The 13,496-nt window shown below is 62.7% G+C and carries 11 protein-coding genes; 4 read left to right on the top strand and 7 right to left on the bottom strand.

Going from position 1 to position 13,496, the window contains the following annotated elements:
- Positions 1–54: 54 nt before the first annotated feature.
- Positions 55–2,307 carry a DNA topoisomerase IV subunit A gene (gene parC / locus FJ948_RS18875; protein WP_140706976.1) on the bottom strand — a complete coding sequence of 751 codons (2,253 nt, stop codon included), beginning with the start codon at positions 2,305–2,307 and terminating at the stop codon, positions 55–57.
- A 340-nt stretch (positions 2,308–2,647) separates the two neighbouring features.
- Between parC and FJ948_RS18880 the strand changes: the two genes are divergently transcribed.
- A complete protein-coding gene (locus FJ948_RS18880) occupies positions 2,648–3,838 on the top strand; it encodes a hypothetical protein (protein ID WP_140706978.1) in 1,191 nt (396 codons plus the stop codon).
- A gap of 116 nt (positions 3,839–3,954) precedes the next feature.
- Here FJ948_RS18880 and aspS read toward each other — a convergent pair whose 3' ends face one another.
- The gene (aspS, locus tag FJ948_RS18885; protein ID WP_181173728.1) at positions 3,955–5,745 is read right to left on the bottom strand and encodes an aspartate--tRNA ligase; all 1,791 of its coding nucleotides are present in this window, start codon (positions 5,743–5,745) and stop codon (positions 3,955–3,957) included.
- 199 nt (positions 5,746–5,944) lie between these two features.
- Between aspS and FJ948_RS18890 the strand changes: the two genes are divergently transcribed.
- Positions 5,945–7,189, top strand: coding sequence for an MFS transporter (locus FJ948_RS18890; protein WP_140706982.1), 1,245 nt, complete (start codon positions 5,945–5,947; stop codon positions 7,187–7,189).
- 75 nt (positions 7,190–7,264) lie between these two features.
- Positions 7,265–8,416, top strand: coding sequence for a ribonuclease D (gene rnd, locus FJ948_RS18895; protein WP_140706984.1), 1,152 nt, complete (start codon positions 7,265–7,267; stop codon positions 8,414–8,416).
- A gap of 48 nt (positions 8,417–8,464) precedes the next feature.
- Here rnd and FJ948_RS18900 read toward each other — a convergent pair whose 3' ends face one another.
- From FJ948_RS18900 to FJ948_RS18920, 5 genes are all read right to left on the bottom strand, one after another.
- A complete protein-coding gene (locus tag FJ948_RS18900; protein ID WP_140706986.1) occupies positions 8,465–8,884 on the bottom strand; it encodes an MAPEG family protein in 420 nt (139 codons plus the stop codon).
- Positions 8,885–8,909: 25 nt separating this feature from the next.
- Positions 8,910–9,452 (bottom strand): hypothetical protein, encoded by a 543-nt coding sequence (locus tag FJ948_RS18905; protein ID WP_181173729.1) that lies wholly within the window; start codon positions 9,450–9,452, stop codon positions 8,910–8,912.
- A gap of 31 nt (positions 9,453–9,483) precedes the next feature.
- Entirely contained in the window at positions 9,484–10,986 is a 1,503-nt protein-coding gene (gene guaB / locus FJ948_RS18910; protein ID WP_140706990.1) for an IMP dehydrogenase, read from the bottom strand.
- 127 nt (positions 10,987–11,113) lie between these two features.
- On the bottom strand, positions 11,114–11,569 hold the full coding sequence (locus FJ948_RS18915; RefSeq protein WP_140706992.1) for a PIN domain-containing protein: 456 nt from the start codon (positions 11,567–11,569) through the stop codon (positions 11,114–11,116).
- Positions 11,566–11,811 (bottom strand): type II toxin-antitoxin system prevent-host-death family antitoxin, encoded by a 246-nt coding sequence (locus tag FJ948_RS18920; RefSeq protein WP_140707306.1) that lies wholly within the window; start codon positions 11,809–11,811, stop codon positions 11,566–11,568. The genes FJ948_RS18915 and FJ948_RS18920 overlap by 4 nt, the downstream gene beginning before the upstream one ends.
- 247 nt (positions 11,812–12,058) lie before the next feature.
- On the opposite strand from FJ948_RS18920, the gene FJ948_RS18925 reads away from it, so the two are divergent.
- Positions 12,059–13,480 carry an MFS transporter gene (locus tag FJ948_RS18925; protein ID WP_140706993.1) on the top strand — a complete coding sequence of 474 codons (1,422 nt, stop codon included), beginning with the start codon at positions 12,059–12,061 and terminating at the stop codon, positions 13,478–13,480.
- Positions 13,481–13,496 lie beyond the last annotated feature (16 nt).

A 13,496-nucleotide genomic window follows, 5' to 3' on the forward strand; every position in this document is an offset into this window, starting at 1 on the left:
ACCTCGCTTCGCGAGGCCACCTTCTCCCACAAGGGGAGAAGGAAGAGGGCCAAGTTACCCAAACTTCCCAGTTCTCGGGAACCCTTTCGGCACCATGCGTCCCGCCGAGGCCCGCGCGCCGATCCATTCGGCCAATTCCTCGCGCGACCTCGTGAAGGTGCGGTCGGCCGAATCCTGCCAGGACAGGCCGGTCTCCAATGTGAACGGCTTGAGATCGAGCAGTCCGCCATCCTTGTATTTCTGCAGCCGCACGCCCTTGCCGCGACCCATCTCCGGAATCTCGGAGAGCGCGAACACCAGCATCTTGCGATTCTCGCCGACGATGGCCAGGTGATCCCCGATGAGCGGCACGCAGCGCTTGGCTTCGTCGGGTGCCTTGACGTTCATCACCTGCTTGCCCTTGCGGGTGTTGGCGACCACCTCTTCCTCCGGAACGATGAAGCCATTGGCGTCGAACGAGGCGAGCAGCAGCTTGCGTTTGGGATCGTGGACGAAGGCGGTGACGATGTCCTGGTCATTGTCCATGTCGACGATGATGCGGATCGGCTCGCCATGGCCGCGTCCGCCCGGCAGCCGGTCGGCGCCGATCGTGTAGAACTTGCCGCCGGTGGTGAAGACCAGCACCTTGTCGGTGGTCTGGGCATGGAAGGCGAGCTTGAGGCTGTCGCCCTCCTTGAAGGTCAGTGTCGAAAGATCGGCCAGATGCCCCTTCATTGCCCTGAGCCAGCCCTTTTCCGAAACAACGACGGTCACCGGCTCGCGCTCGATCATGGCGTGCGCGATATCGGTCAGGTCGTGCTCGGGCGCATCGGCAAACTGGGTGCGGCGCTTGCCGAGTTCGGTCTCAGGGCCGAACTTGTCGCGAACCTGGGTAACTTCCCACTTGATCGTCGCCCACTGCTTGGCATCGGACGCCAGCAGCGCCTCGATCTGCTTCTTCTCGGCGGTCAAGCCGTCGAATTCCTTGCGGATCTCGAACTCCTCCAGCTTGCGCAAAGCGCGCAGGCGCATGTTGAGGATGGCTTCGGCCTGGGTGTCGGTGAGCGACCAGCGGGCCATCATGACCTGCTTGGGCTCATCCTCCTCGCGGATGATCTTGATCACCTCGTCGATGTTGAGATAGGCGATCAGGTAGCCGGCGAGGATTTCCAGCCGCCTCTCGATCTCGCCGAGGCGATGTTTCGAGCGGCGGATGAGGACGTCGCGGCGGTGATCCAGCCATTCCTGCAGCACGCCTTTCAGCGAGAGCACGTTGGGCACCTTGCCGCGCGAGAGCACGTTCATGTTGAGCGGGAAACGACTTTCGAGTTCGGTGAGCTTGAACAGCGATTCCATCAGGATGCCCGGGTCGACGGAACGGCTCTTGGGCACCAGCACGACGCGAATGTCCTCGGCGCTTTCGTCCCTGATATCCTCGAGCAGCGGCAGCTTGCGGGCCATCAACAGCTCGGCGATCTTCTCGATCAGCCGCGCCTTCTGCACCCCATAGGGGATCTCGGTGACGACGATGCTCCAGGTGCCCCTGCCCTGGTCTTCCTGGCTCCATTTCGAGCGCACGCGAAAGCCGCCGCGACCGGTCTCGTAGGCTTCCAAGATGGAGGCGCGGCTGTCGACGATGATGCCGCCGGTCGGAAAATCCGGGCCTTGGACGAAATCCATCAGCTTGGCCACCGGCGCGTCGCGATGCTCGATCAGGTGAAGCGCGGCGTCGCAGAGTTCGGCCGCGTTGTGCGGCGGAATGGATGTCGCCATGCCGACCGCAATGCCGGACGAGCCGTTGGCCAGCAGATTGGGGAAGGCACCGGGGAGCACCACCGGCTCCTCGTCCTCTTCATTGTAGGTCGGCCGATAGTCGACGGCGTCCTCGGTGATGCCGGCAAGCAAGTCGGTCGCCACGTCGGTCATGCGCGCTTCGGTGTAGCGCATGGCGGCGGCGTTATCGCCGTCGATGTTGCCGAAATTGCCTTGGCCGTCGACCAGGGGATAGCGCATCGAAAAATCCTGCGCCAGCCGCACCAGCGCATCATAGATCGACTGGTCGCCATGCGGGTGGAACTTGCCCATCACCTCGCCGACGATACGGGCGCATTTGGCGAAACCCTGGTCGGGATTGAGGCGCAGCAGGCGCATGGCGTGCATGATGCGGCGATGGACCGGCTTCAGCCCGTCACGCACGTCCGGCAGCGCCCGGTGCATGATGGTCGACAGCGCATAGGCGAGATAGCGCTCTTCCAGCGCCTTCTTCAGATCGACCGGTTCGATATGATCGCCGCCGCCATCGTCAGGCGGCAAAAGCCTTTTTCCCATGGGCTGGACCTAGCCGAGCGGGTGATTCGCGGCAAGAGGCGCGTGCCTGGCGATCGTTTCGATCCCATGGTTCTGCAACATCCAAGCGGAAGAGGAAGCTTGCCGGCCAACATCAATCTGTTACATGCCGTCTCTATTGCCAAGCGCGACAGTGCGGGACGGGCCCGATCTTCATGGCGAATTTACCGGTATGGACAATGACATCGGTTCGGGTTTGCCTTTCGCCTGGATTTTTGACCAATGTGGCGGGATGCGCCTTCTTCCCGTCCAGTTCGTCACGGAATGGTGACAGCGCAAAGAATTGAAAAACAATTTTCAGGACACACTCAGGGACCTCGCGATGACAATCAAACGCTCCACTCTCCAGAAACTGGCTTTTTCGACTTTCTTGCTCACGCTGCCGCTGAACGCGGCCCTTGCCCAGGATGCAGCGGTCGCCGACCGGCTCAAGGCGGCGCTCTCCGCACAGGGCGTCGACATCTCCTGGACCGGCGTGACAGGCGACAACACCAGCATGGTGCTGCAGGGCGTGTCGGTGAAACCGGCCGCGGAAAAGGAAGCGCTAGCGATCGGCGACGTCAAGCTCGAGAACATCACCGAAGCCAATGGCGGCTATGATATCGGCACAGTGTCGACCTCGGCCTTCGAACACAGCAAGGACGGCGTCACCCTCGATCTCAGCCCCTTCGTCATCCATGACATGACGGTGCCGGCCGAGGGCTCCACCAGCCCGCTTGGCTCGCTGATGATGTACAAATCCGCCGAACTGTCGAACATGACGGTCAAGGTCGCCGACAAGACCGCCTTCTCCATGGACGGCCTTGCCATCCAGATCACGCCGCCGGCCGACGGCAAGGCGATGGACTTTACCGCCAATACGGAGAAGTTCACGGCCGATCTCTCGCTGGTCGACGATCCCAAGTCCAAGGAAGTCATCAACGCGCTCGGCTACCAGAACATCTCCGGCAATCTCGAAATGGCGGGCACCTGGCAGCCATCGGACGGTAAGATGGAACTGTCGAAATACGACATCTCCGTTGAGAATGCCGGCACGCTCGGCATGACCTTCGACCTCGGCGGCTACACGATCGACTTCATCAAGTCGCTGCAGGAAATGCAGAAGAAGATGGCCGCGCAGCCGGAAGGCGCCGACAATTCGGCGCAAGGCATGGCCATGCTCGGCCTGCTGCAGCAGCTGTCGTTCAACAGCGCGTCGATCCGCTTCGACGACGATTCGCTGACCGGCAAGGTGCTGGACTATGTCGGCAAGCAGCAGGGCATGTCGGCCAAGGACATCGCCAACCAGGCCAAGGCGATCGTGCCGTTCGGCATGGCGCAGCTCAACAATCCGGAACTGACGGCCCAGGTGACCGCGGCGGTCAGCAAGTATCTCGACGATCCGAAGAGCCTCGAAATCTCGGCCGAGCCGCCGGCATCGGTGCCCTTCGCGCTGATCATGGCCGGCGCCATGTCCAACCCGCTCGACCTGCCGAAGACGCTCGGCGTGACCGTCAAGGCGAACGAGGACTGATCGAAACGATCTCAGGACACGAAAAAAGCCCGGCAGCGATGCCGGGCTTTTTGATGGATCGCCGAATCGAAAGAACCGGTTCGAGCAAGTTCCTGAAGTGAAGCCCGAAGCTCCGCTCAGGCGTCCTTCTTGGTCGGCGCGACGCGCAGCGCCAGTTCGCGAAGCTGCTGCGGCGAGGCTTCCGACGGGGCGTTCATCAACAGATCGTAGGCCTGCTGGTTCATCGGGAACATGGTGATCTCACGCAGGTTCTTGGCGCCGACCAGCAGCATGACGACGCGGTCGACGCCGGCGGCCATGCCGCCATGCGGCGGCGCGCCATACTGGAAGGCGCGGTAGAGGCCGCCGAAGCGCTCCTCGACCGTGGCGCGGTCGAGCCCGACCGTCTCGAACGCCTTGACCATGGTTTCGGGCAAGTGGTTGCGGATACCGCCCGAGGCGATCTCGAAACCGTTGCAGACCATGTCGTACTGGAACGCCTTGATGCCGAGCAGATCCTCGCCGTTCAGCGCATCGATGCCACCTTGCGGCATCGAGAACGGGTTGTGGGCGAAGTCGATCTTCTTCTCCTCCTCGTTCCATTCGAAGAACGGGAAGTCGACGATCCAGCACAGTTCGAAGCGTTCGCGGTCGACAAGGTTCAGTTCCTCGCCGGCGCGCGTGCGCGCGGCGCCCGCGAAAGAAACGAATTTCTTCGGGTCACCGGCGACGAAGAAGGCAGCGTCACCGTCGGCAAGGCCGAGCTGCTGGCGGATCGCCTCGGTGCGCTCCTCGCCGATGTTCTTGGCGAGCGGGCCAGCGCCTTCGAGCTTGTCGCCTTCCTTGCGCCAGAAGATGTAGCCCAGCCCCGGCTGGCCCTCGCCCTGCGCCCACGAGTTCATGCGGTCGCAGAAAGCGCGGCTGCCGCCGGTCTTGGCGGGAATGCCCCACACCTCGGCCTTCGGGTCGTTGGCCAGGATGTTGGCAAACACCTTGAAGCCGGAGTCGCGAAAATGGTCGGAGACGGCCTGCATTTCGATCGGGTTGCGCAGGTCCGGCTTGTCGGAACCGTATTTGCGCATGGCGACATCATAAGGGATGCGCTGGAATGTCTGTGTCACCGGCTTGCCGTTGGCGAAGGTCTCGAAGACGCCGCGCATCACCGGTTCCATGGTCGACAGCACGTCGTCCTGCTCGACGAAGCTCATTTCGAGGTCGAGCTGGTAGAATTCGCCGGGCAGACGGTCGGCGCGCGGATCCTCGTCGCGGAAACAGGGCGCGATCTGGAAATAGCGGTCGAAGCCCGACACCATGATCAGCTGCTTGTATTGCTGCGGCGCCTGCGGCAGCGCGTAGAAAGTGCCGGGGTGGATGCGCGACGGCACCAGGAAGTCGCGCGCGCCTTCCGGCGACGAGGCGGTCAGGATCGGCGTCGAGAATTCGGTGAAGCCGACCTCGCCCATGCGCTTGCGCATCTCCGCGATGATTTTCGTACGCGCCACGATGTTCTTGTGCAGCGTCTCGCGGCGCAGGTCGAGGAAGCGGTACTTCAGCCTGATGTCCTCGGGATAGTCCGGCTCGCCGAACACCGGCAGCGGCAGTTCCTTGGCCGCCGACAGCACCTCGATCTCGCGGGCGAAAATCTCGATCTCGCCGGTCGGCAAATTGGCGTTGGTGGTCTCGGGCAAGCGCGCCTTGACCTCGCCGTCGACGCGGATCACCCATTCGCCGCGCACGGTCTCGGCGACCTTGAACGCGGGCGAATCCGGATCGGCGACGATCTGGGTCAGGCCATAGTGATCGCGCAAGTCTATGAACAGCAGGCCGCCATGGTCGCGCACGCGATGCACCCAGCCCGACAGGCGGACGGAGTTGCCGACGTCGCTCTTTCTCAACTGGGCACAGGTATGGCTGCGGTAACGATGCATTGTCATGGTCAAAAGTCCGGGGTGCTAGGTGGCAGGCCGAAGCATTAAGGCCCAGCCTGAAAATTTGCGCGAAAAGCGCATGGGAGGCCGGGTTTGTCAAGGCAAGGAGGCTGGCGGCAAGGTCGTGCCAAGGATTTGCCGCTGGCATTGACCAGAGCAATGGTTCAAAAAGGCATCACCGATACGTGATCGCCTCTTCATGTCCTCAATCCGCCCGCTGATCCCGCTCCTTCTCGCCGCAGGCATCCTGCTCGGCGGCAATGGGCTGCAGAGCACGCTGATCGCGCTACGCGGCGCGCAGGAAGGGTTTTCGGCATCGGATATCGGATTGATGGGCACTTTCTATTTCGCCGGCTTCCTGCTTGGCTGCCTGGCCATCACCCGCGTCATGAAGGCGGTCGGCCATATCAGGGCGTTTTCGGCACTGGCCGCGATCGCCTCGGTCGGCACCTTGCTGCTCGTGCTGGTGCTCGATCCAGTGATGTGGTGCGCGGTGCGCTTTGCCGGCGGCTTCTGTTTCGCCGGGCTGTTCACCATCGTCGAGAGTTGGCTGAATTCCGGCGTCAGCAACCATGACCGCGCCCGCGTGCTGGCGATCTACCGGATGGTCGATACGGGTTCCGTGACCGGCGCTCAGTTCCTGATTCCCGTTTTCGGCGCCGGCGGCTTCACCATCTTCGCCATCATGTCGATCATGATCACGCTGTCGCTGGTGCCGGTCTCGCTTGGCGACCGCTCCAATCCGACGCCGCCGGAGGAGGTCAAGCTCGACCTGGCGCGCGTCTGGCGGATTTCGCCGCTTGGCTGCTTCGGCTGCATCGCGGTCGGCGTCACCAACAGCGCCTTTCGCACCTTGTCGCCGGTCTATGCCGAGCAGATCGGCATGTCGGTCGCCGATGTCGTTACCTTCGTCAGCGTCGGCATATTCGGCGGCGCCATCATCCAATATCCGCTCGGCTACCTCTCCGACCGCTGGGACCGGCGCCGGGTGCTGTTGCTGACGACCTGCTGCGCAATGCTTTCGGCCCTGGCGCTGGTGTTCGTGGCCGGCAGCAATCCGCTGCTCAACTTCATCATCATCTTCCTCTTCGGCTGTTTCGCCATGCCGCTCTATTCGCTGTCGGCCGCGCATTCCAACGACCGCGCGGATGCCGGCGAGTTCGTGCTGATCAACGCCGCCCTGATGCTGTTCTATTCCTTCGGCGCCATTGGCGGTCCTTTCGCGGCCTCGACGGCGATGCAGTATTTCGGGCCGAGCGCGCTGTTTGTCTTCAGCGCCGTGGTCTACACGGTGTTCATCGCCGTGATCCTCTACCGCATGCAGGCCCGATCCGGCGTGCCGGCCGGCAGACGCAGCCGCTTCACCGCCCTGTTGCGCACTTCGACCGTTTTCGCGCGGCTGGCCAGGAGAAATAGTGATCCAGACAGTCCGGAAGGGCCATGACGCTGGCACCACAGCTTGACGAAAGCCTTTCCGGCTGAAATCTAGGAAGACCCTACTCCTGCCAAAAGCGATTTGATGCACGTCATCACCACCCAGAAAGAACTCGAGACCGTTCTCGCCGCTTTCGAAAAGTCGGAATTCGTCACCGTCGACACCGAATTCATCCGCGAGACGACCTTCTGGCCAATCCTGTGCCTGATCCAGATGGCGGCGCCCGGCGTGACGGCGCTGATCGATCCTTTGTCACCCGACATCGACCTCGCTCCCTTCTTCAGGCTGATGGCCAACGAGGCGGTGGTCAAAGTCTTCCATGCCGCCAGGCAGGACATCGAAATCATCGTCCATCTCGGCGATCTCGTTCCGCATCCGGTATTCGACACCCAGGTTGCGGCGATGGTCTGCGGCTTCGGCGACAGTGTTTCCTACGACCAGCTCGTGCAGCGCATCACCGGCGCGCGGCTCGACAAGTCGTCGCGCTTCACCGATTGGCGCCATCGGCCGCTATCCGACAAGCAGCTCGACTACGCGCTGGCCGACGTCACCCATCTGATCGAGGTCTATCAGCACCTCAACGCCGAGCTGGCGCGGGAAAACCGCGCCCACTGGCTGAATGAGGAGATGGATGTCCTGACCTCGCGCGAGACCTACGATCCGCACCCCGAGGACGCCTGGAAGCGGCTCAAGATGCGGCTTCGCAAACCGCAGGAGCTGGCGATCGTGCAGGCCGTGGCCGCATGGCGCGAACGTGAGGCGCGCGAGCGCGACGTGCCGCGCGGCCGCGTGCTCAAGGACGACGCGATCTACGAGATCGCGCAGCAAGGGCCGCGCGATGCGGCAGGCCTTGCCAAGCTGCGCACGACGCCCAAGGGCTGGGAACGCTCCTCGACGGCGACGGCGCTGCTCGGCGCGGTCAACACCGCGCTTGCCCTGCCAAAGGAGCAGATGCCGAAACTGCCGAAGAACTTCCAGCCCCCCGAGGGCTCGAGTGCCGCTTCGGAACTCTTGAAAGTGCTGCTCAGGATTGTCGCCGAAAGACAGGGCGTGGCCTCGAAGGTGCTCGCCTCCAGCGACGACATCGACCGTATCGCGGCCGAAGGCGAGGATGCCGATGTGCCGGCGCTGCAAGGCTGGCGCCGGGCCGTGTTCGGCGAACAGGCGCTGAAGCTTGTTCGCGGCGAGATCGGCATCAAGTTCGACAAGCGCAAGATCGCGGTGTTCGATCTGTAAGCGCCGGGCCTTTTCCCCCTTCCCTTTGGAGAAGGGATTTGGCGCAGTTCATACGATTGCGAGCAAGTGCAGGGCCAACCAGATCCAGCCCAGCGCCAGCACCACCGCGCCCAGCACGAAGGAGCGGTTGCGCAGCAGCAAGTTGTTGCTGGTCAGGTGAAACCAGGCGTGAAAATAGCGTGACGCGACAAAAATCCACATCAGGGCGAGGGTGATGTAGTTGACGCCGTTGGTCATGTGCAGTGTCAGGCACAGCACGTAGAAGAGCACCGGCAGTTCGAACTGGTTGATCAAATTGTTCGCGACGGTGACAGTAGAGGCCGGCTCGGTCGAACGAACCTTGTACTGGCCGACCTTGGCTTCACCCGACTTGACAGCGATGTAGCGGCGCCGGCCAATGACGACATAGACGATGTAGATCAGCAGCACGTGAGCCAGCACCGGCCAGAAGATCGTCGTCTGGTTCATTGAATGGCTCCTGCCCTTTACGGCATCAATCCTGACGTCTTTGGCCCGCCAGCCAGAAAGCGGCAATGACGATGAGCGGGACGGCAAGAAGCGCGAATTTGGTGACGATCAGCGCCGAGGCAAAAGACAGCGAGTCCGGGTTGGCATAGAGGAAATCGGACAGAAGGCGCGCCACGGCGATATTCTGGGCATAGTCGGCGAGTGTATACGGCAGCACCAGGACCAGCGCGAAGATCGACTGCACCTGCCCCGGCAGCACGCGGAAATTCTTCAGGCGTCGGGCTGTCGCCAGGATCAGGCTGACCAGCGTCAGCGACAACAGCGCCGGAAACAAAAGATCGAAGGTCAGGTAGTGCCAGACCAAGATGATCTCGCTGCCGCGTCGGCCAAGCGCCGTCAGCCAGGCCATGCCCTCATCGGGTGTGAATCCGAAATAACGCATGTCGAGCGAGGACAGGCCCCCGCTCAATTGACGGAAATAGAAGAACTCCATCCCCGTCATGGCGATGAAAACCGCCGCCGAGAGAAAGCAGAGCGCGCCGACATGGCGCGACAGGCGCAGCACCATGGCGGTCAAGTTGCGCCAAAGCCCGGAAGAATCAGGCTCCGCCGGGATAGTTGGGGCTTTCGCGGGTAATCGTGACGTCATGGGCGTGGCTTTCACGAAGTCCGGCGTTGGATATGCGCACAAAGGTGGCGCGTTCGCGGAAATCGGCAAGGTCGCGGCCACCGACATAACCCATAGCGGCTTTCAGCCCGCCTGCAAGCTGATGCAGCACACCAGACACAGGTCCTTTGTAGGGAACCTGTCCTTCAATGCCTTCCGGCACCAGTTTCAGCGTGTCGCGCACCTCGGCCTGGAAGTAGCGATCGGCGGAGCCCCGCGCCATGGCGCCGACCGAGCCCATGCCGCGATAGGCCTTGAAGGAGCGGCCCTGGTGCAGATAGACCTCGCCCGGACTCTCGTCGGTCCCGGCAAGCAACGAGCCGATCATGGCGGCACTGGCGCCGGCGGCGAGTGCCTTGGCCAGATCGCCGGAATATTTGATGCCGCCATCGGCGATCACCGAGGCGCCGGATTTGTGCGCCGTCTCGACCGCCGACATGATGGCCGAAAGCTGGGGAACGCCGACCCCGGCCACGATGCGGGTGGTGCAGATGGAGCCCGGACCGATGCCGACCTTGACTGCGTCGGCGCCGGCATCGATCAGCGCCCGCGTGCCTTCCGCGGTGGCGACATTGCCGGCCAGGATGCGCACGGAGTTGGAAAGCTTCTTCGCCCGCGTCACCGCGTCCAGCACGCGCTGCGAGTGGCCATGCGCGGTGTCGATCACCAAAAGGTCGACGCCGGCCTCGATGAGACGCTCGGCGCGTTCGAAGCCGTCATCGCCGACGCTGGTGGCGGCCGCGGCGCGCAGGCGTCCCTGCGCGTCCTTGGTGGCGTGCGGGTTGAGCTGCGACTTCTCGATGTCCTTGACGGTGATCAGCCCGACGCAATTGCCCTTTTTGTCGACGACGACCAGCTTCTCGATGCGGTGCTGGTGCAGCAGCCGCTTGGCCTCGTCTTGGTCGACATTCTCCTTGACCGTGATCAGGTTCTCACGGGTCATCAATTCATAGACCTTCTGCGCCGGATCGGAAGCGAAGCGCACGTCGCGATTGGTCAGGATGCCGACCAGCCGGCCGGTCTTGTGGCCGCCGGCGCCGCCATTCTCGACCACCGGAATGCCCGAGATCGAATAGGTGCGCATCAGCGACAGCGCGTCGGCGAGCGTGGCGTCGGGTCCGATGGTGACCGGATTGACCACCATGCCGGATTCGAATTTCTTCACCTGCCGTACCTGCTCGGCCTGTTCGGCCGGCGAGAAATTGCGATGGATGACGCCGATGCCGCCTGCCTGCGCCATGGCGATGGCAAGCCTTGCCTCGGTGACCGTATCCATCGCCGCCGACAGGATAGGCACGTTGAGGTCGATGTCGCCGGCGATGCAGGTGCGGATATCGGTCTGGCCGGGCATGACTTCGGAATGACGTGGCTGCAAAAGCACGTCGTCAAAAGTCAGCGCCAGTGCGCCGGTGGACGTTTCGATGATTTTTGCCATGGCCAGCCCTTTGAATGCGAAAAAGCGCTGGACCGGAATGGACAGCGCCGACTCGTTATTCCCTTTCAGGATTGGCGCTGGCTGGTAACACGTCGCGATGACGTTGGAAAGACGATGATTGCGCCTTCTATTCGGATGGCTTGCCGAGGAAAGCATCCAGCAAGGCATGGCGCGGCGAGGCGAAAGGACTGACGACGGTGACCCCACCCCATGTGAAGCCATCTTGCATGTCTTCCGACAGCAGCAGCCTGCAGCCGGCCTGCGAGGCAACGGAGAGAATGACCGCATCCCAAATACCCAGACGATGATCATTGGCCAGATCAGCGGCCATCATCATTATGTCTTGAGTGGTCGCGGCAACTGGAAACGCGTCACGCCAGCTCAGAAGGGCGTCACGGGCAGCCTTGGGCATTCGTCCAGCCTTGCGGACCAGAACATTGTACAATTCACCAAGGACCTGAGCGGGAACAACTGCAGACTCCTGCGGGAGGTTGCGCAGCAGATCGAGAGCGATATCGCGCTTCTCGGCACCGTTGATCCCTTCCGCGTAGGCAAGGATGTTGGTGTCAAGCGCAAACTTCACCGCTCGTCCTCATAGAGTTCGTCACGGGTCCACCGTTCGGTATTCACGACAGGTTGGCGTTCGAGTCGGGACAACAGCGCCGTGCGTGAGCGGGAAGCGACACCCTGCTGCTGATCCGCGGGCACGATCCGCGCGACGGGGCGGCCGTGACTGGTCACGACATAGCTCTGGCCCTCGCGCACGCCCCGCAGGATAAGAGAAAACCTGCGGTTGGCATCGGCTGCCGAGACGGCTTCTTCCATGATAAAGCCTCCGTGGTAGTTATATTCACTACAATAATGAGAGCCGTCACCTTTCGCAAGCCGTTCCGTAGCTGGCCCTTGCCTTGCGGCATCCGAGATAAGGTCGTCCAAGAGACTGCCAACCTCCTTGCGGTCGCACAAACGTGACAGCAAATTAAGCGACATCAGGCCAAAGGCGTGATAACCGCCCTTTCGTATCGGCTTGCCCCAGTCGGCAACGCAGTTTTGGCCAATTCGGACGCGTTCCTTGACCCGCACAATCCCGCTCATCCTGGCGGTCGCTCTTTTCATGGAGAACATGGATTCGACCGTCATCGCGACATCGCTGCCGGCGATCGCCATCGACATCCATACCAGCCCGATCGCGCTCAAGCTTGCGCTGACGGCCTATCTTGTGTCCCTGGCGATCTTCATTCCAATCAGCGGCTGGATGGCCGACCGCTTCGGCGCCAAGAACATCTTTCGTGCCGCGATCGCCGTGTTCATTGCCGGTTCGGTCGCCTGCGCGCTGTCGGGTTCGCTGCCGGCCTTCGTTGTTGCGCGTTTCCTGCAAGGCATTGGCGGCGCCATGATGACGCCGGTCGGGCGCCTGGTTCTGGTGCGCGCCACGCCCAAGAGCGATTTGGTCGCCGCCATGTCCTGGCTCACCATTCCAGCACTCGTCGGCCCGCTGGTCGGCCCGCCGATCGGCGGCTTCATCACCACCTATTTTACCTGGCACTGGATTTTCCTGATCAATGTTCCGATCGGCCTGATCGGCATCTGGCTGGCGACACGCTTCCTGCCGGAAACCGAAGCCACCGAGACGCCGCCGCTCGATTTCATCGGTTTCGTGCTGAGCGGGCTGGCGGCATCCGGTGTCGTGTTCGGCCTGTCGGTGGTCAGCCTGCCCTATCTGCCGCCGGCGACCGGCCTCATCACCGTGGCCGTCGGACTGGTGTCGGGCGCGCTCTACCTGATGCATGCGCGCCGCGCCAAAAATCCGCTGCTGGCGCTCGAGCTGTTCCGCAACCAGGTGTTCCGCTCCTCGGTGCTCGGCGGCAGCCTGTTCCGGATCGGCATCGGTGCCGTGCCATTTCTGTTGCCGCTGATGTTCCAGATCGGTTTCGGGCTGACACCGTTCCAGTCCGGCATGATCACCTTCGTCTCGGCGATCGGCGCCATAGGCATGAAATTCGTCACCGCGCTGATCTTCCGCGTTGCCGGCTTCCGGCGCGTGCTGATCGTCGGCTCGCTGGTCGCCGCCGCATCGATCGCCATGTACGGCCTCTTCACCCCCGAAACGCCTTACGCGCTGATGCTGGCCATATTGCTGGTCGGCGGCTTCATCCGCTCGATGTTCTTCACCGGCGTCAACGCGCTCTCCTATGCCGAGGTGTCGGCCGAGGACACCAGCAAGGCAACGCCGATCACGGCGGTGTTCCAACAGCTCTCGATCGCGCTCGGCGTGGCCCTTGCCGGCGGTGTTCTGGAAGTCTCGACCTCGATCCATGGCGGCCCGCTGACGCTGGGCGATTTCCACATCGCCTTCTTCATCGTGGCGGCGGTATCGGCGGCGGCATCGCTGTCGTTCATGCGGCTGGCGCCCGACGCCGGCAACGCCGTGTCGGGACATGGCCGGCTGACGACGCCGAAGACGCTGGAACCGGTGAGATCGCCGGGAGAGTGAGGCGGCCAATTCAGCC

Origin of the sequence: Mesorhizobium sp. B2-3-12, from assembly GCF_006442205.1 — a bacterium.
GTDB lineage: Bacteria > Pseudomonadota > Alphaproteobacteria > Rhizobiales > Rhizobiaceae > Mesorhizobium.

Bases quoted from the DNA above. Each gene is read 5' to 3' on its own strand.
- guaB (WP_140706990.1), bottom strand. From the start codon at position 10,986: ATGGCAAAAATCATCGAAACGTCCACCGGCGCACTGGCGCTGACTTTT.
- rnd (WP_140706984.1), top strand. From the start codon at position 7,265: ATGCACGTCATCACCACCCAGAAAGAACTCGAGACCGTTCTCGCCGCT.
- FJ948_RS18900 (WP_140706986.1), bottom strand. From the start codon at position 8,884: ATGAACCAGACGACGATCTTCTGGCCGGTGCTGGCTCACGTGCTGCTG.
- parC (WP_140706976.1), bottom strand. From the start codon at position 2,307: ATGGGAAAAAGGCTTTTGCCGCCTGACGATGGCGGCGGCGATCATATC.
- FJ948_RS18905 (WP_181173729.1), bottom strand. From the start codon at position 9,452: ATGGTGCTGCGCCTGTCGCGCCATGTCGGCGCGCTCTGCTTTCTCTCG.
- aspS (WP_181173728.1), bottom strand. From the start codon at position 5,745: ATGCATCGTTACCGCAGCCATACCTGTGCCCAGTTGAGAAAGAGCGAC.
- FJ948_RS18880 (WP_140706978.1), top strand. From the start codon at position 2,648: ATGACAATCAAACGCTCCACTCTCCAGAAACTGGCTTTTTCGACTTTC.
- FJ948_RS18920 (WP_140707306.1), bottom strand. From the start codon at position 11,811: ATGGAAGAAGCCGTCTCGGCAGCCGATGCCAACCGCAGGTTTTCTCTT.
- FJ948_RS18890 (WP_140706982.1), top strand. From the start codon at position 5,945: ATGTCCTCAATCCGCCCGCTGATCCCGCTCCTTCTCGCCGCAGGCATC.